Here is a 20,436-nt window from a genome sequence, read left to right as displayed (position 1 = left end):
TGGAACCATCCCGGAAAGAGGCCCCGCATCATGACGAGCGCAGCCCAGGAGCACGAATCGAAGGCGTACCCGCCGAGCCCGGAGTTCACCGCCACGGCCAACGCCGGTCCGGAACTGCAGGCCGCGGCCGACGCCGATCGGCTCGGATTCTGGGACGAGCAGGCGAAACGACTCGACTGGGCGGAGCCCTGGACGGAAGTGCTCGACTGGTCGAACGCTCCGTTCGCGAAGTGGTTCGTCGGCGGCAAGCTCAACGTCGCCTACAACTGCGTCGACCGGCACGTCGAGGCCGGTAACGGCGATCGGGTCGCCATCTTTTTCGAGGGCGAGCCCGGCGACAGCCGGTCGCTGACCTACAACGACCTCCTCGCCGAGGTCTCCCGCGCCGCGAACACCTTCACCGAGCTCGGCCTGGTCGCCGGCGATCGCGTCGCGATCTACATGCCGATGATCCCCGAGGCCATCGTCACCATGCTCGCGTGTGCGCGCCTCGGCCTGACCCATTCGGTGGTGTTCGGCGGCTTCTCGTCGTCGGCGCTGCGCTCGCGCATCGACGATGCGCAGGCCAAGCTGCTCGTCACGGTCGACGGCCAGTGGCGTCGTGGCCAGGCCGCGCCGCTCAAGAACGCTGCCGACGAGGCCGTCGCCGACGCGAAGTCGATCGAGCACGTGCTGGTCGTCGCGCGCACCGGTATCGACGTCGAGTGGACCGAGGGACGAGACCTGTGGTGGCACGAGACCGTCGAGAAGGCGTCGCCGGAGCACGAGGCGCAGCCGTTCGACTCCGAGCACCCGCTGTTCATCCTGTACACCTCGGGCACCACGGGTAAGCCCAAGGGCATCATCCACACCTCGGGTGGCTATCTGACGCAGGCGTCGTACACGCACCACTACGTCTTCGACCACAAGCCGGGCAAGGACGTCTACTGGTGCACCGCCGACATCGGCTGGGTCACCGGCCACAGCTACATCGTCTACGGACCGCTGAGCAACGGCGTCACCCAGGTCGTCTACGAGGGCACCCCCAACTCGCCGAACGAGCACCGGCACTTCGAGATCATCGAGAAGTACGGGGTGTCGATCTACTACACCGCCCCGACGCTGATCCGCACGTTCATGAAGTGGGGTCGCGAGATCCCCGACGCCCACGATCTGTCGTCGATCCGTCTGCTCGGCAGCGTCGGCGAGCCGATCAACCCGGAGGCGTGGCGGTGGTACCGCGAGGTCATCGGCGCGGATTCGGCACCGATCGTCGACACCTGGTGGCAGACCGAGACCGGCGCGATCATGATCTCGCCGCTGCCCGGCATCACGGCCACCAAGCCCGGCTCCGCGATGGCGCCGCTGCCCGGCATCTCGGCGAAGATCGTCGACGACGAGGCCAAGCCGCTCGGCGCGGGCGGTAACGGCTATCTGGTGCTCGACCAGCCGTGGCCGGCGATGCTGCGCGGCATCTGGGGCGACGAGCAGCGTTACCGCGAGACCTACTGGTCGCGTTACGAGGACCAGGGTTGGTACTTCGCCGGCGACGGTGCGCGTTACGACGACGACGGAGCGCTGTGGGTGCTCGGCCGCGTCGACGACGTCATGAACGTCTCCGGTCACCGCATCTCCACCTCGGAGGTCGAGTCGGCGCTCGTGTCGCACCCGTCCATCGCCGAGGCCGCGGTCGTCGGCGCGGCGGACGAGACCACCGGTCAGGGCATCGTCGCGTTCGTGATCCTGCGCGAGCATGTCGAGAACACCGGCGACACGCTCATCAAGGAACTGCGCGATCACGTCGCGGTGGAGATCTCCCCGATCGCCAAGCCCCGCCAGATCACCGTGGTGCCGGAACTGCCGAAGACCCGGTCGGGCAAGATCATGCGCCGCCTGCTGCGCGACGTCGCCGAGGGTCGCGAGCTCGGCGACACCTCGACCCTGGTCGATCCGGCCGTCTTCGACGCGATCCGCGGCAAGTAGTTCCGCACGAGGAAAGGCCCCTTCCGGATCGGATCCGGAAGGGGCCTTTCGCTGTCGGTACGACTACACCTCGTCGAGCGACCGGTCGCGCGTCTCCTTGACGATGAGCAGCGCGACGAAGGTCGTCGCCGCGGCGATGAGCAGGTAGATGCCCACCCAGCCGACGCCGTAGCTCGTGGCGAGCCAGGTCGCGATGAACGGGGCGACGGCGGCACCGAGGATGCTCGAGACGTTGTAGGAGATCCCGGAGCCGGTGTAGCGGACGTTCGTCGGGAACAGCTCGGGCAGGATCGCGCTCTGCGGCCCGAAGGTCAGACCCATGAGCAGCATGCCGACGATGAGGAAGAACAGCATGCGGCCGGAGCTCATGCCGTCGCTCGACAGCAGGAACTGGAAGCACAGGCCGAACACCATGATCGCGCCCGTGACGACGAGCAGGGTCGAGCGGCGGCCGTAGCGGTCGGCGAGCCATCCGGCGAGGGGCACGGCCGCGGCGAAGAACAGCACCGCGACCAGCTGCAGCACGAGGAAGTCCGCGTACTGGAATCCGGCACCGTGGCCGCCTTCGGCGGGGGTCTTGCCCGTTCCGAAGCTCAGGACCCAGGTGGTCATGATGTAGAAGAGCGTGTACGTCGCGAGCATGACGAAGGTGCCGATGATCAGCTGACGCCAGCTGGTCTTGAACACCTCGGCGAGAGGCGTCTTGACCTTCTTGCCCTCGGCGACGGCCTTGGCGAAGACCGGCGTCTCCTCGAGCTTGAGCCGCACGTACAGGCCGATGATCACCATGATGGCGCTGAGCAGGAACGGGATGCGCCAGCCCCATTCGAGGAAGGCACTCGACAGGTCGGGATCACCGTTGTCGTGGCCGAGCGCCAGCGTGATGATCAGGAACAGACCGTTGGCTCCGATGAAGCCGATGGGCGCGCCGAGCTGCGGCCACATCGCCGCCCAGGCGCGCTTGCCGGGTTCGGCCGTCTCGGTGGCGAGCAGCGCCGCCCCCGACCATTCCCCACCGAGACCCAGACCCTGGCAGAAACGCATGAGCGCCAGCAACGCCGGGGCGATGAGCCCGGCCTGGTGGTAGGTCGGCAGCAGGCCGATGAGGAAGGTCGCGATGCCCATCGTCAGGAGCGAGCCGACGAGGGTGACCTTGCGGCCGATGCGGTCGCCGAAGTGTCCGAAGACCACGGATCCGACCGGACGGGCGACGAAGGCGATGCCGAAGGTCGCGAGGGAGGCGAGCAGCGCGGTCGTGCTGTTGCCCTGCGGGAAGAACAGGTGCGGGAAGACCGAGACGGCGGCTGTCGCATAGATGTAGAAGTCGTAGAACTCGATGGACGTGCCGACCATGCTGGCGACGACGATGCGCCGGCGAGGAACGCCTGCGACGAGCGAGGAGCCGCCGTCCTCCACTCCGACCGATGTGCTCACTGAACCATCCCCACTACTCCACTCACATTCTGAGACAAGATCCCACTTACTAGGAAAAGTGAACACCCGAGTTTCCGCCCACCGCAAATCGGACACTCCTACGGACGCCCCCCGTCCGGCGTTAGACTCTTCCCCGGTGTGCCGGGAAGTCTGGTCGGCGACGGTTCGCCCGTGCCCGTATCCGCCCAGCGAAAGACGCCCGTGTCCGACACCTCCTCCGTTACCTGGACCAGTTCCCTGAACCGCTATCTCCGCGCCGAGACCGTCGGCGGTTCACTGCTGCTCGTCGCCGCCGCGATCGCGCTGATCTGGATCAACTCCCCCTTCGGCGACTCCTACACCGCGCTGCGCGACTTCGAGATCGGACCGGAGTTCCTCCACCTGCACCTGTCGCTCGGGACGTGGGCGAAGGACGGACTGCTCGCGGTCTTCTTCTTCGTCGCCGGCCTCGAACTCAAGCGCGAACTGGTCATCGGCGAACTCGCCGACCGCAGGAAGGCGATCCTGCCGGTCATCGCGGCCTGCGGCGGTGTGCTGCTGCCGGCCCTCATCGCGGCCGCCGTGGGCTGGGGAACCCCCGGCATGGACCGGGGCTGGGCGATCCCGGTCGCGACCGACATCGCCTTCGCTCTCGGCGTGCTCGCACTCACCGGTTCGCGCATCCCCACCAGCGCCCGGGTCTTCCTGCTGAGCCTGGCCGTCGTCGACGACCTCATCGGCATCGCACTCATCGCGATCCTGTTCACCTCCGGTCTCGCGCTCGGCTGGATGCTCGCGACGGTGGCCGCGGCAGCGGCGTACTGGTTCGCGCAGAAGAAGCGCATCACCACCCCGTGGCTGTACGTGCCGCTCGCATTGTTCACCTGGTACGCGATGCACAGCGCCGGTATCCACGCGACCGTCGCCGGGGTCCTCCTCGGCCTCCTCACCCGCGTCCGCACCGATCCCGGAGAGGACTACGGGCCCGCCGAGCGGCTCGCCCACCGCCTCCAGCCGTGGTCGGCGGGTCTGTGCGTCCCGATCTTCGCGTTGTTCGCCTCGGGTGTTCCCATCGGCGCCGAGATGCTCGGCAACGTCTTCACCGACCCCGTCGGCCTCGCCATCGTCCTCGGTCTGCTCGTCGGCAAGACCGTCGGCATCTTCGGCAGCACGTGGGTGGCCATCCGTTTCCGGGTGGCGACGAAACCGACCGGGCTGCAGTGGGGCGACGTCCTCGCCCTTGCCGTGCTCGGCGCGATCGGGTTCACCGTGAGTCTGCTGATCACCGAGTTGTCGCTGACCGGAGAGGCCGCCGAGATCGCCAAGGCCGCCGTGCTGGTGACGTCATTGATCGCCTCTCTCCTCGGGTCGGCGCTACTGTTACGGCGTGGGCGCGCCCACCGCCAACGGAACGAACCAACCGAAGGGGTCGAGTAGTGAGCGTGACGAACGCGAATCGTCCGGAGAACGGAGTCCCGTCGAGCATCTCGGGGATCCCGTTGACGAAGGTGGACGCTCCGACACCCCGCGACGCCAGTGTGGGCGAACTGGTGCGCGACGCCGCGACGCAGCTGTCCACACTGTTCCGCGCCGAAGTCCAGCTCGCCAAGGCAGAGGTGACCGGTGAGGTCAAGAAGGGCGTGCAGGGCAGCCTGTTCTTCATCCTCGCGCTCGCCGTGCTGACCTTCAGTTCGTTCTTCTTCTTCTTCTTTCTCGCCGAACTCCTCGACGTCTGGGTGGCGCGCTGGCTCGCCTTCCTCATCGTCTTCCTGATCATGCTGGTGGTGACGGGCCTGCTGGCCCTGATCGGCTACATGCGGGTCCGCAAGTTGCGCGCGCCCAACAAGACCATCGACTCGCTCAAGCAGACCGCGTCGATCCTCCCGAGCAGCCAGGACGGACACGACTCGGACGGCCCGCGCCACGCCGCGCCGCGTCACGCCACCCGCTGACGAACCGGAACCGTCAGTGCCCGTCCCCGACCCGTCCACGGTCCGGTATCCCGGACCGTGGACGCATCGAGACATCCACGCCAACGGCATCCGTTTCCATGCCGTCGAAGCCGGCCCGCACGACCCGGACACACCGCTCGTGGTGTTCGTGCACGGCTTCGCCGACCTGTGGTGGTCGTGGCGTCACCAGCTCACCGCCTTCGCCGATCTCGGTTACCGGGCGGTCGCGGTGGACCTGCGCGGTTACGGCGACACGGACAAGCCGCCGCGCGGATACGACGGCTGGACGCTCTCGAACGACATCGCGGGACTGATCCGTGCGCTCGGGCACACCGAGGCGATCCTCGTGGGCCACGCCGACGGCGGCCTCGTGTGCTGGGCGACCGCGGTGCTCCATCCCCATGTCGTGCGGGCGATCGCGGTCGTCGACTCCCCGCACCCCATCTCGCTGCGCGACGCGACCCTGCGCGACCGCGCGCAACGCAACGCTCTGCTGCCGACCTTCCTCGCCTACCAGCTGCCGTGGCGTCCCGAACGGAAACTGGTCCGCGACAACGGCCTGGAGATCGAACGGCTGCTGCGTGTGCGGTGCGGCCCGGACTGGCGTCGCACCGACGAGTTCGCCGACGTCGTCGACCGGTTGCGCACCGCGATCCGCATCCCGGGCACGGCGCACCTGACCCTCGAATACCAACGCTGGGCGTTCCGCAGCCAGTGGCGTCCCGACGGTCGCCGTTTCATGAAGGCCATGGACGTCGAGCTCACCCTGCCGATCCTGCAACTGCACGGCGCGCTGGATCCCTACGTGCTCGCCGCGACCCTGCGGCGCTGCGTGCGCCACGCCCCCGGACGGATCCTGAAATTCGTCGACGGGGCCGGCCACTACGCCCACCAGGAGAAACCCGAAGCGGTGACGGGACTGCTCGCCGACTTCGTCCGTGGACTCGACTGACCTGCCCGTCCGCCGGACGGGCAGGCGTCAGACGATGCAGGCGCCGGTCGCGACCGGCTGATTCACTCCGGCCATCTCCAGTTGCCGGCTCACCTCCGCGCCGGTGAGAACGAAACCGGTGTCGGTGTCGTCGACCGCCGCGCCGAAGACCATCCCGAGGACGCTGCCGGACGGATCGACCAGCGGACCACCCGAGTTGCCCTGCCGGATCGTGCCGCGCACCGTGTACACCTCGCGTTCGACGGTTCCTCCGCGGTAGATGTCCGGGCCCTGCAGGTCGAGCGTCTCGCGGATCCGCGCCGCGCTCGCCGTGTACGGGCCACCGCCCGGGTAGCCGAGCACGATCGCGTCGTCACCCGACTCCGCCGGCTCCGGGGCGAACCCCAGCGGCTGCGCGGTCAGTCCCGGCACCGCGAGGATCGCGACGTCCACCTCCGGATCGAAGAGCACGACGGTCGCATCGAGCGGGCCGCTCTCCGTATCGACGGTCACCGCCGCGGTTCCGGCCACGACGTGCGCGTTCGTCATCACCCGTTCGGGGGCCACGACGAAACCGGATCCTTCGAGCGCCTTCTGGCAGCTGGGTGCGACGCCGTTGATGCGCAGCACGCTCGTCTGCAGCCGGGCCGGGACCGATCCTTCGAGGAGACCACCGTCGGGTGCCTCCACCTCGGCGATCGGGGTGCGCCCGAACGGCCCGATCACCTCGGGCAGACCCGAGGTGTCGAGCAGCGCCGAGAACTCGTTGGGGATCGCGCGCATCCAGTCGGGGGCGACATCGTCGACGGTCCCGAGCACCTGGGAGCCTCGCACGGCCGCGGAGACGGCGGGCTGGGTCGTGGCGGTCAGCGGGATGGCGAGCAGCCACGCGGCGACGAGCACCGCGACCGACTGCAGACCGGCGCCGACGACGCTGTCCACCGCCCGCGCACCCGGACTGTGGATGCCGCTGCGCGCGGCACGTCCGAGCACCATGCCGGCCACCTCGCCGATCACCACCAGCACCACGATCAGAGCGATCCCGGCGAGGATGCGCATGCGCGCGTCGTCGATGTGCACGAGCACGTGCGGGGCGATGAGGATGCCCGCGACCGCACCGAGCAGCACGCCCAGGAAGGCCAGCGCCGAGGCGACGGCTCCCTGCCGGAGTCCGGAGGACGCGGCGATCAGGACGATCACCACGATGATCAGATCGATCCAGCCCGATCCGGTCATGATTCGACCACCCCCGTCTCCAGTTCGGCGAGTACGACGTCGAGGTCACGGACATCGTGGTGATCCCACTCGATCTCCCACCCCGACACCGCGAACAGACCCGCGAGCACACCCGCGGTGAAACCCCAGACCAGCATCCCGTCCACCTGGAATGCCGGGCCCTGATAGCCCAGCCGGTGCCGGACCTGGAAACGGTTGTCGGGGTCGAGCAACTCGTGCAGCGACACCCGGACCACGCGGGTCGCCTCCTGCGGGTCGACCACGCCGACGGGGCTCGGGGTCTCCCAGTAGGCGACCACGGGGGTCACGTCGAAGCCGGAAGGCGGGATGAACAGTTCGGGGAGCACGGCGAGCGGCCGGATCCCGGACGGATCCAGGCCGGTCTCCTCCTCCGCTTCACGCAGTGCGGTGTGGATGGCACCGTAGTCCTCGGGATCGGCGGCGCCTCCGGGAAAGGCCACCTGTCCACTGTGCTGCCGCAACGTCGCGGCGCGCTGGGTGAGCAGGACGTCGGCGTCGGCAGGAAGTCCGCCGCGGGCGATCGGATCGGCCTCGGGCGACCCGCCGAACAGCACCAGCACCGAGGCCTGCCGCACCCGCGCGTCGCGCGGCGCGCGGCGGTTCAGGATCGGGTTGAGACCGTGCGGGTCGGTCGGCGACACCGAGGCGACACGCCGGAGCCATTCGGGGATCATGCGGCCACCCCCAGATGCTCCTCGACGACCGAAGCGACCTCGTCGGCCGACCGGAACGGGATAGGGAGCACCGCGGCGACCGATCCGTCGGCGCGGAGCAGCACCGTCACGGGAAGGACGGCGGGCGCACCGACCGCGGCCTGCACGCGACCCGAGCCGTCCTGCACACCCGGCAGATGCACGTCGTAGTCGGCGAGCCGGCCGAGGGCGTTCGACTCGTTCGGGTCGGTGTGGACGGTGACGACGGTGACCTCCTCGCCCACCCGGGCGGCGTAGTCCTGGAGAACCGGTAGTTCCTCGGCGCAGGGAGCGCACCACCAGGCCCACAGGTTCACCACGGCGGGCTTTCCGGCGAGGGCGGCCGCGAGGTCGACGGAGGAACCGTCGCCCACGCACTCGAAGACCAGCCCGGCGAGCGGGCCGGCGGGAGCGGGCGAGGACGCGCCCGGCTGCGGGCACGGATCCAGCGCGGCGGTCTCCCGCAGCGGAGCGAGGGCCTGCGCGTCGTCCTGGGGTCGGCGGTCCACGGGTGCGGCCGAGGAAGTGGCCGGTCCCGAACCGGTGGCCGGCGGAGGGTCGCTGCGGTCGCGCGGCCAGATGGCGACGATCAACGCGATGACGACGACGAGGGCTGCCAGGCTCCAGCGGCCTGCTGTGGAAGGACGCACTCCGTCACCGCCCGGCCAGCTCGAGCAGGTGCTCGGTCTCCGGTCCCTTCACCAGCGCGGCCGCGGTCTGCGGATCGGTGGGCCCGGTCCCGTAGGAGGGGCAGTCCTTCGCGAGGACACACACCCCGCATGCCGGCTTGCGTGCGTGGCACACGCGCCGACCGTGGAAGATCACGCGATGGGACAGCAGTGTCCACTCCTTGCGCTCGATGAGCGCACCCACCGCGTGCTCGATCTTGACCGGATCGGTCTCGTCGGTCCATTCCCAGCGACGCACGAGCCGCTGGAAGTGGGTGTCGACCGTGATACCCGGCACATCGAAGGCGTTGCCGAGGATGACGTTGGCGGTCTTGCGGCCGATGCCGGGCAGCGCGACGAGATCCTTCAGGCGGGCCGGCACCTCGCCGTCGTGCCGCTCGAGCAGAGCCTGACCGAGACCGATGAGCGAGTTGGCCTTGTTGCGGTAGAAGCCGGTCGAGCGGATGTACTCCTCGAGCTCGGCGCGGTCGGCCTCCGCGTACGCGCGGGCGTCGGGATACCGGGCGAACAGAGCGGGAGTCACCTGGTTGACCCGCACATCCGTGCACTGTGCCGACAGGATCGTGGCGACGGCGAGCTCGAGCGGATTCGTGAAGTCCAGCTCGCAGTAGACGTGCGGGAAGGCCTCGGCGAGGCGTCGGTTCATCCGTCGTGCGCGACGGACGAGGGCCAGGCGCGACTCCGGTCCGCGAGCCTTTCCGGTCACTCGGCGCGGGGCCGTCTCGGGGCTCTCGGACTGGGTGGCATGCACCTGATCCACTCTACGTAAACACTCTCCCCAGGATCCGGCCCCGTGTCTCTTCCGAGATCTTTCCGGTGTTTACTTCCGGGTATGCAAGCTCTTGCTGTCGTCCTCTTCCCGGTGCTGCTCATGTTGTTCGCACTGTCCATGGAACGTGTCGAAGCGCGCTTGAGTCGGTTGTCCGTCCGTGAGCAGGAAGTGGAGGAGTTCCTCGACAAGGCGGACCAGGCCGATGTCGCGGCACTCGCTCGTGAAGGTTTCCCCGGGGCCCTGGCCCGCTTCCAGCGTCGCCGTCGCCGCGGACCGAGCGCCGACGGCGCAGACGATTCGGACGGCCATCTGCGCGCGCGCCGCGCCAGCTGAACGACTACCTGCCGGTAGCCTCGTAGTGCCGATGATCGGGTTCGTCGACCGTTTCCGTGGTATCGGTCACTCACTCGTGCAGCGCGCACGATAGACTGGGCGCTCGTACGCCTGACAGGTGACCTGCCCGGGAAGTCCGTCGACGTGCAGACCCGGCAGTAGATGACGAATCATTCCCAAAAGGAGCGCACGTGGACGAGGTCCTGGCCAGAGCAGGCATCTTCCAAGGAGTCGAGCCCTCGGCGGTTGCGGCGCTGATCAAAGAGCTTCAGCCTGTAGATTTCCCGCGCGGCCATGTCATCTTCAACGAGGGTGAACCCGGCGACCGGCTGTACATCATCGTCTCCGGCAAGGTGAAGCTCGGGCGTCGTTCGCCCGACGGCCGCGAGAACCTCCTGACGATCATGGGCCCGTCCGACATGTTCGGCGAGCTGTCGATCTTCGACCCGGGTCCGCGCACCTCCACCGCCACCACCGTCACCGAGGTGCGCGCCGTGAGCATGGACCGCGACGCGCTCAAGGCATGGATCGACCAGCGCCCCGAGATCGCCGAGCAGCTCCTCCGCGTGCTGGCCCGTCGTCTGCGTCGCACCAACAACAGCCTCGCCGACCTGATCTTCACCGACGTCCCCGGTCGTGTCGCCAAGGCGCTGCTGCAGCTCGCCCAGCGTTTCGGCACCCAGGAGGCCGGCGCCCTGCGTGTCACGCACGACCTGACGCAGGAAGAGATCGCGCAGCTCGTCGGCGCGTCCCGCGAGACCGTGAACAAGGCCCTGGCCGACTTCGCGCACCGCGGCTGGCTGCGTCTCGAGGGCAAGAGCGTGCTGATCTCCGACTCGGAGCGTCTGGCGCGTCGCGCTCGCTGACCCACGGATCGCCGAAAGGCCGGGACGCTCTGCGTCCCGGCCTTTCGTGTGTCTCACCTCAGCCGGCCGTGGTTGCTCCGGTTCAGCTGTGGCTGCGCAGGTACTCCAGCTGCACGTTGACCGACTTCTCCGCCGCACCCCACAGCGAGGGGTCGACGTCGGCGTAGACGTGCTCGACGACCTGCCGCGCGGAGGCGTCGGTGCCGAGGGTGCGCAGTGCACCGCGCACCTGCTCGAGCCGGCCTTCCCGGTGTGCGAGGTACTCCCGCGCGATCGTCTCGAGGTCGGGCAGCTCGGGGCCGTGCCCGGGCAGCACCGTGTAGCCGCCGCCGAGTCCGATGAGCGACCTCAGCGACCGCAGGTAGTCGCCGAGGTCGCCGTCGGAGTCGTCGAGCACGGTCGTACCGCGGCCGAGGATGGTGTCGGCAGTGAGCACACTGCGGTCCTGTTCGATCACGAACGACAGCGAGTCGGCGGTGTGCCCCGGGGTCGCGACGACCCGGATGCGCAGACCCGCTGCCTCGACGACGTCGCCGTCGGACAGTTGCTGCCCACCGCCGTGGCGGTGTTCCGGCAGCACCGCGTGCACCGGGCATTCCGCGAGCTGCGAGAAACGCTCGGCACCCTCGGTGTGGTCGAAGTGGCGGTGACTGATGAGGGTCGCCGCCACCGGCACCTGCGCGATCCGCTCGAGATGCCCTTCGTCGAGGGGACCCGGATCGACCACGACGCACTCATCGCTGCCGGGCGCCCGGAGGATCCAGGTGTTCGTTCCCTCGAGGGACATGATCGAGGGGTTCTCGGCCAGGATCACCGCGGCGTTCTCGGTGACCTGCCGCAACTGCGCGTAGGCGGGGTGGACCAGCGCCATCACTTGTGCCTCTCGTGTCGGGTCCGTCGGGAGCCGCCCTCGGTCGGGGAGGGTGGCGTCAGCGTACTTCCACCATCAGCTCGACCTCGACGGGAGCGCCGAGGGGCAGTTCGGCGACGCCGACGGCCGAGCGGGCATGCGCACCGACCTCACCGAAGATCTCCCCGAGCAGTTCCGACGCGCCGTTGATGACGCCGGGCTGACCGGTGAAGCCCTCGGCGGACGCCACGAAGCCGACGACCTTCACGACGCTCGCGATGTTGTCGAGTCCGACGAGAGCATCAACGGCGGCGAGCGCGTTGAGCGCGGCGGTGCGGGCCGCGGTCTTCGCCTCCTCCGCCGACACTTCGGCACCCACCTTGCCGGTGTGCGTCAGCTTCCCGTCGACCAGCGGCAGCTGACCGGAGGTGTAGACGACGTCGCCGTTGCGGACGGCGGGCACGTAGGCCGCCACCGGGGCGGCGACCGGCGGCAGGGTGATGCCGAGTTCGGTCAGGCGTGCGCTCCAGGTGTTGTGCGACACGGGTCAGCCCTTCGGACGCTTGAGGTAGGCGACGTGCTGCTCACCGGTGGGGCCGGGCAGGACGGTGACGAGCTCCCAGCCGTCGGCACCCCACTGGTCGAGGATCTGCTTGGTCGCGTGCGTGAGCAGCGGCACGGTTGCGTATTCCCATGTGGTGGTTTCACTCATGTCCTGACCCTATCCGGCACCGTTCACCGTCCACGACTTATAGGCTCGTGATCGTGGCATCTCCGACATCACATTCCGGCGAATGGCCGGCAGGCGCCGCCCAGGCGCGACTGCACTTCGTGTCCGGCAAGGGTGGCACCGGGAAGTCCACCGTGGCCGCGGCGCTCGCGCTGGCGCTCGCCGCCGGAGGTCGCAAGGTCCTGCTCGTCGAGACCGAGGGACGTCAGGGCATCGCGCAGCTGTTCGACGTCCCGCCGCTCCCGCCGGTCGAGACGAAGATCGCGACCGCGCCGGGTGGCGGGGAGGTGTCGGCTCTCGCGATCGACATCGAGGCGGCCTTCCTCGAATACCTCGACATGTTCTACAACCTCGGATTCGCAGGTCGCGCGATGCGACGGATGGGGGCGATCGAGTTCGTGACCACGCTCGCGCCGGGTCTGCGCGACGTGATCCTCACCGGCAAGATCAAGGAGACGGTGGTGCGGACCGACGCGTCGGGTACCCCCGTCTACGACGCGGTCGTCGTCGATTCCCCGCCTACCGGCCGCATCGGCAGCTTCCTCGACGTCACCAAGGCCATGGCCGATCTCGCGAAGTCCGGTCCGATCCGGTCGCAGAGCGAGGGCGTGGTCCGGCTGCTGCACTCCGACCAGACCGTGGTCCACCTGGTGACCCTGCTCGAGGCTCTGCCGGTGCAGGAGACGGCCGACGCGGTGGACGAACTCGAGGCCGCCGATCTCCGGATGGGCACGGTGATCGTCAACCGCACCGCCCCCGAACACCTGCCCGAGGAACTCGTCGACGACGTCGCCGCCGGCCGCATCGCGGGGCCCGCGGTCCGGACGACCCTGGAGAAGGTGTCCATCAAGCTGTCCGACGACGATTTCGCCGGCCTGCTGACCGAGACCATCGAGCACGCCGCGGTACTCCAGGCGCAACAGGTGAGCGCCGCTCAACTCGACGAAGTGAAGGTGGCACGCATGTCCCTACCGGCCCTGGCCGACGGTGTCGATCTCGGTGGCCTCTACGAACTCGCCGACGCCCTCGCCGAGCAGGGTGTCCGATGAGCGCACCGATCCGGAAGGCCCTCGACGTCGGCCGCATCCTGGACGACCGCTCGTCCCGGGTGATCGTGTGCTGCGGATCGGGAGGTGTCGGCAAGACGACCACCGCCGCGGCGCTCGCGTTGCGCGCGGCCGAGCGGGGCCGCAGCGTCGTGGTGCTCACGATCGACCCGGCGCGGCGACTGGCGCAGGCCCTCGGGGTCGCCTCGCTCGACAACTCCCCGCAGAAGGTGGAGCTCGGGCCGGAGGCGAAGGGCGAGCTGCACGCGATGATGCTCAACATGCGTCGCACCTTCGACGACATGGTGCTCGAGCACTCGACGCCGGAGAAGGCGCAGCAGATCCTCGACAACCCCTTCTATCAGACCGTGGCGTCGTCCTTCTCCGGCACGCAGGAGTACATGGCGATGGAGAAGCTCGGTCAGCTCGCGCAGAGCGACGAGTGGGATCTCATCATCGTCGACACCCCGCCGTCCCGGAACGCGCTCGATTTCCTCGACGCTCCCCAGCGGCTCGGAGCCTTCCTCGACGGCCGGATGATCCGGATCTTCACTGCACCCGGGCGTGGCTTCGGCCGCCTGGTGACCGGCGCGATGGGGCTCGCGCTCAAGGCGGTCTCGACGATCGTCGGGAGCCAGATGCTGTCGGACGCGTCGGCCTTCGTGCAGTCGCTGGACTCGATGTTCGGGGGCTTCCGCGAGCGCGCCAACCGCACCTACCGGTTGCTGCAGCAGCCGGGAACCCACTTCATGGTGGTCGCGGCACCCGAACCCGATGCGCTGCGCGAGGCGTCGTTCTTCGTCGAGCGACTCTCGGGCGATCGCATGCCGCTGTCGGGCCTGGTGCTCAACCGCACCCATCCGACACTGTCGGCGCTGCCGTCCGATCACGCCCTCGCCGCAGCGGACCAGCTCGCCGAGGAGGAGGGCGTGGACGCGAAGGCCGCGGAGGCCGTTCTCCGCATCCACGCGCACCGGGCCGTGATCGCCAAGCGGGAGCTGCGGTTGCTACGCAACTTCACCGCGGCGAATCCCGCCGTCCCCGTGGTCGGGGTGCCCTCGCTGCCCTTCGAGGTCTCGGATCTCGAGGCGCTGCGGGCGGTGGGTGAGCAATTGACCCGCGAGGCGTGATGTCTCGCGGGTCATGATCTCGGCGGTTCGTACCGGTGAGGTGGTGACTAGACCGCGCTCTGGTGCTGTCGCTGCGCCTGGAAGAAATCGGCCCAGGACTCGACCTCGGGATGCTGCTTGAGGAGAGCACGACGCTGCCGCTCCGTCATGCCTCCCCACACGCCGAACTCGACACGGTTGTCGAGGGCGTCCGCCCCGCACTCGAGCATCACCGGGCAGTGCCGGCAGATCACCGCAGCCTTGCGCTGTGCTGCGCCACGCACGAACAGTTCATCGGGATCGACTTCGCGGCAGCGAGCCTTGGAGACCCAAGCGATGCGCGCTTCGGCCTGATCGACGTCGAGTCGGGTCGTCGGGGTGGTCATGTGCATTCAGTTGCCCCTTTACTTTCCGAACGCCGGTTCGCGGTGTTCGAGGTCTGCGCCGCCCGTGTGCCGCGACGGCGCGAAACCTGCCCGTCAAGGTGTTATCTGCGTCACACTGATGTCTCAATCTAGGTAAACTGATGCCCACGCGCAAGGCGAACGAAACCTTTTCTGGTACGTACGTACAAAGTTGCACGTCGGAGGCGTTTTCACAGCGCCCGTCGTGCCACGCCCGCTCCCTGGAAACGGCCGGCCGGTCCCCCGCCACGTAGTGTGTAGGCGTGTCGATCCGAAGAACGGTGGCGAAGCTCGCTGGTTGCACGGCCCTCGGCGGCGTTCTCGTAGCAGGGATGCTCTTCCCCGCAGCGGGTGGATTCGGGTACGTCTCGAACCGCGCCGCGGACACCGTCGACAACAGTTCCGCAGAGCTCGTCGAAGGTGTCGTCCCAGCCGTGACGACCATGGTCGACAAGGCGGGCGAGCCGATCGCGTGGCTCTACGACCAGCGTCGCTTCGAGGTGCCCAGCGACCAGATCTCCAACGAGATGAAGCTGGCGATCGTCTCGATCGAGGACAAGCGGTTCCCCGAGCACCAGGGCGTCGACTGGCAGGGCACGATCCGCGCGTTCCTCACCAACACCACGAGCGGTCAGGTCGAGCAGGGCGCCTCCACGATCGACCAGCAGTACGTCAAGAACTACCTGCTGCACGTGATCGCGAAGACCGACGCCGAACGCCGCGCGGCGATCGAGACGACGCCGGCCCGCAAGATCCGTGAGATCCGCATGGCGCTGACCCTCGACGATCAGCTCACCAAGGACGAGATCCTCACCCGCTATCTGAACCTCGTCCCCTTCGGCAACGGGTCGTTCGGCATCCAGGACGCCGCCCAGACCTACTTCGGCATCGACGCGAAGGACCTGAACATCCCGCAAGCCGCGATGCTCGCGGGCATGGTGCAGTCCAGCTCGGCGCTGAACCCGTACACCAATCCCGACGGTGTGCTCGCCCGTCGCAACATCGTGCTCGACACGATGATCGACAACATTCCGGAGCGCGCCGACGAGATCCGCGCTGCGAAGGAACTGCCGCTCGGCGTGCTGCCCGAGCCCAACACGCTCCCCCGCGGCTGCATCGCCGCCGACGACCGCGGCTACTTCTGCGAGTACGCGCTGCAGTACCTCGAGAACTCCGGCCTGTCGCGCGAGCAGATCGACCGGGGCGGATATCTCATCCGCACGACCCTCGACCCCGAGGTCCAGAACTCCGTCAAGGAGTCGCTCGACCGGTTCACCAGCCCCACCGTCGACGACGTGGCCTCGGTGATGAACGTGATCGAGCCGGGCCAGGATTCGCACAAGGTCCTCGCCATGGGGTCGAGCCGCAAGTTCGGTCTCGACGCCGAGGCCAAGGAGACGGTCCAGCCGCAGCCCTACTCGCTGGCCGGTCACGGCGCCGGGTCGATCTTCAAGATCTTCACCGTCGCCGCCGCCATGGAACAGGGTCTCGGCACCTCTGCCGTGCTCGACGTCCCGTCCCGCTACAACGCCCGCGGTCTGGGCGACGGCGGTGCCCGCGGTTGCCCGGCCAACTACTACTGCGTCGAGAACGCCGCCCCCTATCCGTCGCGACTGTCGGTGACCGACGCGCTGGCACAGTCGCCGAACACGGCGTTCGTCAAGCTCATCGAGGCCACCGGCGTCGACGCGGTTGTCGACATGTCGGTGCGCCTGGGCCTGCGGTCGTACCTGCAGCCCCGCACCTCCGGCTTCGGCGACCAGTCGATGGCCGAGATGCAGAAGGACCAGCACCTCGGCTCGTACACGCTCGGGCCGACGTGGATCAACGCGCTGGAGCTGTCGAACGTCGCGGCGACACTCGCCTCGCACGGCAAGTGGTGCCCGCCCAGCCCGATCGAGGAAGTGTTCGACCGCGAGGGCAAGCCCGTGCCGATCACGCAGCAGGCGTGTGAGCAGGTGGTCGAGCCCGGTCTCGCCGACACCCTCGCGACGGCGATGAGCAAGGACACCTCCGCCGGCGGTACCGCTTCGGGTGCCGCGGGGTCGGTGGGCTGGAACCTGCCGGTCGCGGCGAAGACCGGTACGACGGAGTCGCACATGTCCTCGGCCTTCCTCGGCTTCACCAACCGGTTCGCCGGTGTGGTCTACACCTACGGCGACTCCCCCACCCCCGGCCAGATCTGCTCGGGTCCGGTCCGCCCCTGCTACGACGGCAACCTCTTCGGCGGTACCGAACCGGCGCGGACGTGGTTCTCGGCGATGCTGCCGGTGGCGAACAAGTTCGGTTCCATCGAGCTGCCCGCCCCCGATCCCCGGTACGTCCGCGGCGCGGGCAACGCCCAGGTTCCGGACGTGACGGGCCTGTCGAAGGACCGCGCTGTGCAGCGACTGCAGGACGCCGGATTCTCGGTCTCGGAGGCCACGATCGCCGGTGAGGAACGCGCCGGAACGGTGACGGGTACGTCCCCGAGCGGCTCGGCCGTCCCGGGATCGACGGTCACGCTGTTCATCAGCGACGGATCGGTCCGCGTGGCTCCCACCACGAGCGCCACCCCGGCCCGCCCGCGCGACCGCGAAGTGCCCGACACGACCCGCCGGTCGACGCCCGCGCCCATCCCGGGACGTGAGCTCGAGCAGAGCGAGTCGAGTCCGCCGGCGGAGGAGGAGTCCACTCCCACGACGACACCGAGCCGCCCCGACAACTGAGCCGCAGGGCTTCCGTTCGGTTACAGGCGTGAACGCACGGCTGCGGACAGGCGCTTGCCGTCGGCCTTGCCTGCCGCGATCTCGGTAGCGGCCTTCATCACCTGGCCCATGTTCTTCGGACCCGGCCGCGCGCCGAGTTCCTCCGCGACGCGCGCGAGCGCGGTGTCGACGACGTCGACGAGCTCGGCATCGGTCAGCGGGGTGGGCAGGTACTCGTCGATGATCCGCGCCTCGGCGTGCTCCTTGGCCGCGAGCTCGCCGCGTCCGTTCTCGGTGTAGATCTCGGCGGCCTCGCCCCGCTTCTTCGACTCCTTCGCGAGGACCTCGAGCACCTCGTCGTCGGACAGCTCACGCGCCTCCTTGCCGGACACCGCCTTGTTCCGGATCGCCGCGAGCAGCATCCGGAGCGTCTCGGTCCGCAGCTTGTCCTTGTCCTTCATCGCTGCGGTCAGGTCCGTCCGCAGCCTGGATTCGAGGGAGGATGTGGTGTCGCTCATGCCGGAAACGCTACGCGGGGCAGGCGAACCACGTGCGAGGTCCACGCACGGCGGTACGCTGGAGAAGTGCCTGACCTGTCTGCAATTCGCCGTGTCACCCTCGGTGCTGCCGGCGCCGCCGCTCTCGGCCTCGGTTACGCCACGCTGATCGAACGGAACGCGTTCACTCTTCGCGAGGTCACGGTGCCGGTGCTCGCGCCCGGTGCGTCGACACTGCGGGTCCTGCACATCAGCGACCTGCACATGACTCCCAACCAGAAGCTGAAACAGAACTGGTTGCGCGAGCTCGACGGCCTCGAGCCCGACCTCGTCGTGAACACGGGCGACAACCTGTCGCATCCGAAGGCCGTTCCGGCCGTCGTCCAGGCGCTGGGCGGACTCCTCGCCCGCCCGGGTCTGTTCGTCTTCGGGAGCAACGACTACTTCGCTCCCGTGCTGAAGAACCCGCTCGCCTACTTCGACAAGGAGCACGACCGCGTCTACGGTCCTCCGCTCCCGTGGGGCGACCTGCGTGCGGCGTTCACCGAGCGTGGCTGGCAGGACATGACGCACGTGCGCCGCGACATCGAGGTCGGCGGCGTGCGCATCGCCGTCGGTGGTGTCGACGACCCGCATCTCGACCGCGACCGGTACGAGACGATCGCCGGCGCAGCCGATCCCTCGGCCGATCTGCGGCTGGGCATGACGCACTCCCCCGAGCCGCGGGTGCTCGATCGCTTCGCCGAGGACGGCTACGACCTCGTCCTCGCGGGCCACACCCACGGCGGTCAGCTGTGCCTGCCGTTCTACGGCGCGCTGGTGACCAACTGCGGGATCGACCGGTCGCGGGTGAAGGGCGCGTCGCGCTGGGGTGCCCGCATGCGACTGCACGTCTCTGCGGGCATCGGCACCTCGCCGTTCGCTCCTGCCCGGTTCTTCTGCCGTCCGGAGGCCACTCTGCTCACCCTCGTTCCGGCCTCGCGCGACACCGCGCAGCAGGCCAGCGGTGATGCGGCCGAGCGCGCCGGGTTACGTCGCTGACCAGCCGATTTAATCTTCTGCGGCCTCGTGTTGTAAGCTGACCGAGGTTCAATACGGGGTGTGGCGCAGCTTGGTAGCGCGCTTCGTTCGGGACGAAGAGGTCGTGGGTTCGAATCCCGCCACCCCGACTCGTGGAAGAACTCGTCAGGGCACTTTCTCCTCACGGAGAAGGTGCCCTGACTGCATTCTCGGTCCCGACGTGACTTCCGATGAATCCGAGTGACAAGAGCGGTCTCGACCGATGGGCGACGAATGGCGGATCGTTCACGAACATCAATCCGTCCCGTTCCTCTTGGACGGTTCGTTCTTCGCCGCCATCGCCTCACGGAGTAGCCCTCTCGATCTGCGCCCGCGAGGAAAGCGAGCACCGTTCATCAGCAAAAGATTCTTCAAGTTTGTTTTGAGCCTGAAAAACAGACTTATATGCCCTAAACTGAAACGTGGCACCGCACTCGCGAGACGCTCCGGCTCCGGTCGGGGGGAACGGAAATCAGCGGATGACGCGACGACACAGGGCCTCCCAGCAGGACGCGCCGGAGAACTCCGGAGGTTCCACCCTCACCAGGCCACGACCACGGCGACGACGGTGGCTCGCCGTCCTCGTGCTCGTCGCGTGCGCGTTCATCGCCGCGGGAGTGCCCGTCTACGTGGCCCCGCAGATCGAGATCGAGAACCTCAGCCCGTATCGCCGGGCCGATGCGATCTTCGTCCTCGGCGGTGCGATCTACGAGCGCTATCCCTACGCGCTCGAACTCGCACTCGAAGGCTTCGCACCCGAGGTCGTGGTGTCGAATCCCAACGGCACGAAGGACGTCTGGTTGACGGACCTGTGCGACCACCCGCGTTACGAATTCCCCGTCACGTGCTTCGAGCCGGATCCGCCGACCACGCGCGGTGAAGCGATGGAACTGCGTCGACTCGCGGAGCAGCGCGGCTGGGAGAGCGTCATCGTCGTGACCTTCGTGCCGCACGTCTCCCGCGCACGCTTCATCCTCGACCGATGTTTCGACGGCGAGCTCATCATGGCCGCCAGCCCTGCCGACATCGCCCTGTCGTACTGGGCGTGGGCGTATGCCTACCAGACCGCCGGCTATATGCGGGCCTTCTCGCACACGGGGTGCTGAGGCAGGCCGACTGCTGCGGCGCATCCCGGTCCTGACGAGCTACTCGCGTGCACCGTGAAACATCGGAGCCGTTCCCTTCGA

General features: G+C 68.4%; 21 protein-coding genes and 1 tRNA gene. 12 read left to right on the top strand and 10 right to left on the bottom strand.

Annotated elements, in window-relative coordinates; translation table 11 throughout:
* Positions 1-30: 30 nt before the first annotated feature.
* Positions 31-1,962 carry an acetate--CoA ligase gene (gene acs, locus C6Y44_RS02175; RefSeq protein ID WP_192378617.1) on the top strand — a complete coding sequence of 644 codons (1,932 nt, stop codon included), beginning with the start codon at positions 31-33 and terminating at the stop codon, positions 1,960-1,962.
* Between the two features lie 63 nt (positions 1,963-2,025).
* On the opposite strand, the gene C6Y44_RS02170 is transcribed toward acs, so the two are convergent.
* Complete coding sequence (locus C6Y44_RS02170; protein ID WP_225623700.1) at positions 2,026-3,396, bottom strand: MFS transporter; 1,371 nt, start codon at positions 3,394-3,396, stop codon at positions 2,026-2,028.
* 201 nt (positions 3,397-3,597) lie between these two features.
* Here C6Y44_RS02170 and nhaA point away from each other — a divergent pair, with 201 nt between their 5' ends.
* Genes nhaA through C6Y44_RS02155 form a run of 3 tightly spaced genes read left to right on the top strand, consistent with a single transcriptional unit; the run spans position 3,598 to position 6,279 of the window.
* Positions 3,598-4,812 carry a Na+/H+ antiporter NhaA gene (gene nhaA / locus C6Y44_RS02165; RefSeq protein ID WP_120283891.1) on the top strand — a complete coding sequence of 405 codons (1,215 nt, stop codon included), beginning with the start codon at positions 3,598-3,600 and terminating at the stop codon, positions 4,810-4,812.
* Entirely contained in the window at positions 4,812-5,327 is a 516-nt protein-coding gene (locus tag C6Y44_RS02160; RefSeq protein WP_060653827.1) for a phage holin family protein, read from the top strand. Before nhaA ends, C6Y44_RS02160 begins: the two co-directional genes overlap by 1 nt.
* 16 nt (positions 5,328-5,343) lie before the next feature.
* A complete protein-coding gene (locus C6Y44_RS02155; protein ID WP_159416878.1) occupies positions 5,344-6,279 on the top strand; it encodes an alpha/beta fold hydrolase in 936 nt (311 codons plus the stop codon).
* A 27-nt stretch (positions 6,280-6,306) separates the two neighbouring features.
* Here the strand turns inward: C6Y44_RS02155 and C6Y44_RS02150 are convergent, their stop codons facing one another.
* The 4 genes from C6Y44_RS02150 to nth are packed head-to-tail and all read right to left on the bottom strand — an operon-like array spanning position 6,307 to position 9,656.
* Positions 6,307-7,494, bottom strand: coding sequence for a MarP family serine protease (locus tag C6Y44_RS02150; RefSeq protein ID WP_159416879.1), 1,188 nt, complete (start codon positions 7,492-7,494; stop codon positions 6,307-6,309).
* Complete coding sequence (locus tag C6Y44_RS02145) at positions 7,491-8,189, bottom strand: NUDIX hydrolase (RefSeq protein ID WP_120281221.1); 699 nt, start codon at positions 8,187-8,189, stop codon at positions 7,491-7,493. Before C6Y44_RS02145 ends, C6Y44_RS02150 begins: the two co-directional genes overlap by 4 nt.
* Entirely contained in the window at positions 8,186-8,857 is a 672-nt protein-coding gene (locus tag C6Y44_RS02140) for a TlpA family protein disulfide reductase (protein WP_060653835.1), read from the bottom strand. The genes C6Y44_RS02145 and C6Y44_RS02140 overlap by 4 nt, the downstream gene beginning before the upstream one ends.
* A 4-nt stretch (positions 8,858-8,861) precedes the next feature.
* Complete coding sequence (nth, locus tag C6Y44_RS02135) at positions 8,862-9,656, bottom strand: endonuclease III (RefSeq protein ID WP_060653837.1); 795 nt, start codon at positions 9,654-9,656, stop codon at positions 8,862-8,864.
* A gap of 72 nt (positions 9,657-9,728) precedes the next feature.
* On the opposite strand from nth, the gene C6Y44_RS02130 reads away from it, so the two are divergent.
* Positions 9,729-10,001 (top strand): hypothetical protein, encoded by a 273-nt coding sequence (locus C6Y44_RS02130; protein ID WP_060653839.1) that lies wholly within the window; start codon positions 9,729-9,731, stop codon positions 9,999-10,001.
* Between the two features lie 191 nt (positions 10,002-10,192).
* A complete protein-coding gene (locus C6Y44_RS02125; protein WP_006552426.1) occupies positions 10,193-10,867 on the top strand; it encodes a Crp/Fnr family transcriptional regulator in 675 nt (224 codons plus the stop codon).
* A gap of 82 nt (positions 10,868-10,949) precedes the next feature.
* Here C6Y44_RS02125 and C6Y44_RS02120 read toward each other — a convergent pair whose 3' ends face one another.
* The 3 genes from C6Y44_RS02120 to C6Y44_RS02110 are packed head-to-tail and all read right to left on the bottom strand — an operon-like array spanning position 10,950 to position 12,429.
* A complete protein-coding gene (locus C6Y44_RS02120) occupies positions 10,950-11,738 on the bottom strand; it encodes an MBL fold metallo-hydrolase (RefSeq protein WP_120281217.1) in 789 nt (262 codons plus the stop codon).
* 58 nt (positions 11,739-11,796) lie between these two features.
* Positions 11,797-12,261: a RidA family protein gene (locus C6Y44_RS02115; RefSeq protein WP_159416880.1), complete on the bottom strand. Its 465-nt coding sequence runs from the start codon at positions 12,259-12,261 to the stop codon at positions 11,797-11,799.
* 3 nt (positions 12,262-12,264) lie between these two features.
* Positions 12,265-12,429, bottom strand: a complete 165-nt coding sequence (locus tag C6Y44_RS02110) for a DUF4177 domain-containing protein (RefSeq protein WP_006552429.1) — start codon at positions 12,427-12,429, stop codon at positions 12,265-12,267.
* 50 nt (positions 12,430-12,479) lie between these two features.
* Here C6Y44_RS02110 and C6Y44_RS02105 point away from each other — a divergent pair, with 50 nt between their 5' ends.
* Both C6Y44_RS02105 and C6Y44_RS02100 read left to right on the top strand, forming a co-directional pair.
* Positions 12,480-13,496 carry an ArsA family ATPase gene (locus C6Y44_RS02105; RefSeq protein ID WP_372474249.1) on the top strand — a complete coding sequence of 339 codons (1,017 nt, stop codon included), beginning with the start codon at positions 12,480-12,482 and terminating at the stop codon, positions 13,494-13,496.
* Positions 13,493-14,623, top strand: coding sequence for an ArsA family ATPase (locus C6Y44_RS02100; protein ID WP_060653845.1), 1,131 nt, complete (start codon positions 13,493-13,495; stop codon positions 14,621-14,623). Before C6Y44_RS02105 ends, C6Y44_RS02100 begins: the two co-directional genes overlap by 4 nt.
* A 47-nt stretch (positions 14,624-14,670) precedes the next feature.
* On the opposite strand, the gene C6Y44_RS02095 is transcribed toward C6Y44_RS02100, so the two are convergent.
* Positions 14,671-14,994, bottom strand: a complete 324-nt coding sequence (locus C6Y44_RS02095; protein WP_006552432.1) for a WhiB family transcriptional regulator — start codon at positions 14,992-14,994, stop codon at positions 14,671-14,673.
* Between the two features lie 293 nt (positions 14,995-15,287).
* Here C6Y44_RS02095 and C6Y44_RS02090 point away from each other — a divergent pair, with 293 nt between their 5' ends.
* Positions 15,288-17,714, top strand: a complete 2,427-nt coding sequence (locus C6Y44_RS02090) for a penicillin-binding protein (protein WP_120281215.1) — start codon at positions 15,288-15,290, stop codon at positions 17,712-17,714.
* Between the two features lie 20 nt (positions 17,715-17,734).
* Here C6Y44_RS02090 and C6Y44_RS02085 read toward each other — a convergent pair whose 3' ends face one another.
* A complete protein-coding gene (locus C6Y44_RS02085; RefSeq protein ID WP_120281214.1) occupies positions 17,735-18,211 on the bottom strand; it encodes a GatB/YqeY domain-containing protein in 477 nt (158 codons plus the stop codon).
* Between the two features lie 66 nt (positions 18,212-18,277).
* Between C6Y44_RS02085 and C6Y44_RS02080 the strand changes: the two genes are divergently transcribed.
* From C6Y44_RS02080 to C6Y44_RS02070, 3 genes are all read left to right on the top strand, one after another.
* On the top strand, positions 18,278-19,231 hold the full coding sequence (locus C6Y44_RS02080) for a metallophosphoesterase (RefSeq protein ID WP_120281213.1): 954 nt from the start codon (positions 18,278-18,280) through the stop codon (positions 19,229-19,231).
* A 54-nt stretch (positions 19,232-19,285) separates the two neighbouring features.
* Positions 19,286-19,359: transfer RNA gene (locus tag C6Y44_RS02075), tRNA-Pro, on the top strand.
* 474 nt (positions 19,360-19,833) lie between these two features.
* On the top strand, positions 19,834-20,355 hold the full coding sequence (locus C6Y44_RS02070) for a YdcF family protein (RefSeq protein ID WP_120281212.1): 522 nt from the start codon (positions 19,834-19,836) through the stop codon (positions 20,353-20,355).
* Positions 20,356-20,436: the final 81 nt, after the last annotated feature.

The sequence above is a fragment of the Rhodococcus rhodochrous genome (genome assembly GCF_014854695.1).
Classification (GTDB): domain Bacteria; phylum Actinomycetota; class Actinomycetes; order Mycobacteriales; family Mycobacteriaceae; genus Rhodococcus.
Note: the sequence above shows the minus strand (reverse complement) of the source record. Positions and strands in the feature narration are given on the sequence as shown.